Here is a 1,558-nt window from a genome sequence, read left to right as displayed (position 1 = left end):
CCATTCCAAAGCGTGCCTTTATGTATAATGATTGGTATGGTATGGGCTGGATAATATTAGATCCATATTACGGATATGGATTGTATGTAATTTGTGGTGTGTTACAGGGTGGGATGACGACCGAATATCCAAGACCAAATGTAATGATTACTACACCAGCTAATGATAGTTATTATGTAGTAGGAGAGGAGATAAAATGTACCGCTGAGGCGTATTGTGATGAATGTGGTGAGATAAATGAGAATATAGTGTGGAGTGCAATAGAATATTTAGCAGAAGGTGGGGAGCATGAATTCCCAGAAGGACATGGACCAACTTATTTTATTTATCCCCCTGGTCCAGGAAGAGTCTTTATAGAAGCTTCTATTGAATGCTCTCATGGGGGAGATTTTGACGAGATATATGTAACAGTATTTGATGCGATTATAAGTGAATGTAATTCTGGATGGTTACCCGAAAAGGATAACTTTACTGATATTACTTGTAGGATATTACCTGATGATGTGGTAGGGGAGATTGAATTTGATTTATTTGGCATCTCCAAAGAGCCAGGATATTGTTTAAATGGAGGTAAAGGCACAGATAAAGATTTAAAGTTCATGCCACCACAATCAAACTTAAGTATTTATAATAGAAACATGAGTGCAAAGACAATATCTGATGTAAATTCACAGACTATAATAGTTTCATCATTTGATTATGGTGGATATGGAAAGATAAAGGCAAAGGCGAAAGTAGAAAATAAGGTAGCCATAGCCCATGTAGAAGGAAATACCCCACAAAGAGAGGTTAATATACCAAAAGATGATGATAATAACTACATCGCAGATGCATGGCCATACAATGAGGGTAATGCTACGGATGATGATGATAATGTGCCTGCAGGAGCTAACCTTGGTGATGGATTAATTCGGTATGAAGAGTATAGAGGTTTTATGATAAGTGGAGCACATACAAGAATTAATCCAAATGAAAAAGATTTATTTATTTTTGATGAGGATGGAGTTGGTTTAGGAAATATTGGAGCTCTTGGATTTACCATCCGTAGTATAAATAATAATGAATGGAGTGGAATAGGAGTGAGCAAGCGGAAAATAAATTTTAATGGTAGAAATAGTCAATGTGGAATTTGGTTAGATAATGGAGGAGATGGAGGAGATATCACAAGTCAAATTCTTGGAGTATGCTATTTAGGTACTCCTAATGGATTAGATCATGCTATTATTTATGTAGATAGAATTCTTTTCCATGGAGGAAATCCACAACATATTGATTGTGTGATTGCCCATGAATGTGGTCATGATGTAAATATTGTAGGTGATCATATTCCCGGTGTTGGTTGCATTATGGACGGTGAGTTAAATTTGTCTATTCCACCTCCAACTATTTATTGTCCTATATGTCAATCTCAAAGACAGATACATTAATTTTAAAAGATGTGCGGTATAATGTCAAGTAAAAAAAGACAGACTATCCCCCAGCAAGATATAACTAAATTTAAAAAAACTAAAATTTGAGATAAATCTTGTTAACATAATCTGCTCTTTGATAATTTATT

General features: G+C 35.0%; 1 protein-coding gene. It reads left to right on the top strand.

Features of this window, described 5'->3' with window-relative positions; all coding sequences use genetic code 11:
- Positions 1-1,427: hypothetical protein (locus tag AB1422_19340; GenBank protein MEW6621456.1), on the top strand; the 1,427-nt coding region annotated here is incomplete at its 5' end.
- Positions 1,428-1,558 lie beyond the last annotated feature (131 nt).

It is taken from the genome of bacterium (genome assembly GCA_040757115.1).
In the GTDB taxonomy this organism is placed as follows: domain Bacteria; phylum UBA9089; class CG2-30-40-21; order CG2-30-40-21; family SBAY01; genus JBFLXS01.
Note: the sequence above shows the minus strand (reverse complement) of the source record. Positions and strands in the feature narration are given on the sequence as shown.